At 65.5% G+C, this 505-nt stretch carries 1 protein-coding gene; it reads left to right on the top strand.

Annotated features, from left to right (window positions below; translation table 11 throughout):
• On the top strand, nucleotides 1–505 hold a 505-nt coding region (locus tag JK635_RS28290), incomplete at both ends, for an SbcC/MukB-like Walker B domain-containing protein (protein WP_202653506.1).

The raw sequence follows: 505 nt of genomic DNA, 5'->3' as shown, positions 1-505 counted from the left end.
CCGCAATTACCGCCGCTATGAAATCTACAAGGAGTCCGACACCGGCTCGAAGGTCAGGCTGTCCGAATGGGGCACCGGCTCCGGCGGCCAGCTGGAGACACCGGCCTACATCATCCATGCGGCCGTGGTCACCAACAAGCTGAAGCATTTCGAGAAAGGCCCCAGCCTGCGCCTGCTGGTCAATGACGAATCCTTTTCCAAGATGGACGAGGTGCGGGCGCGCGACGTGCTGAAGTTCCTGCGCGAGAACCTTGGCATGCAGTTGCTATGCGCGATGCCGACCAAGCATGCCGGCGCGATCAAGCCGGAGTTCTGCCGGGAGTGGAGCTTTTCCCGCACCGAGGCCGTGGGCAATGGCGAGGTGGGCTTCGTGTCCGAGGCGGATGAGCGCGAACTGCGCCCGGACCGGCTGCGCGAGTTATGGGAGCTGCGCCGCAGGCAGGTGCGAGCAGGCGCGCATGGCCTTCGAGGATGGCGAGCGCGAGGCGGCGTGAGGCAGGCCGGG

Origin of the sequence: Neobacillus paridis (assembly GCF_016765675.1) — a bacterium.
Classification (GTDB): Bacteria; Bacillota; Bacilli; order Bacillales; family Cytobacillaceae; genus Neobacillus; species Neobacillus paridis.
Note: the sequence above shows the minus strand (reverse complement) of the source record. Positions and strands in the feature narration are given on the sequence as shown.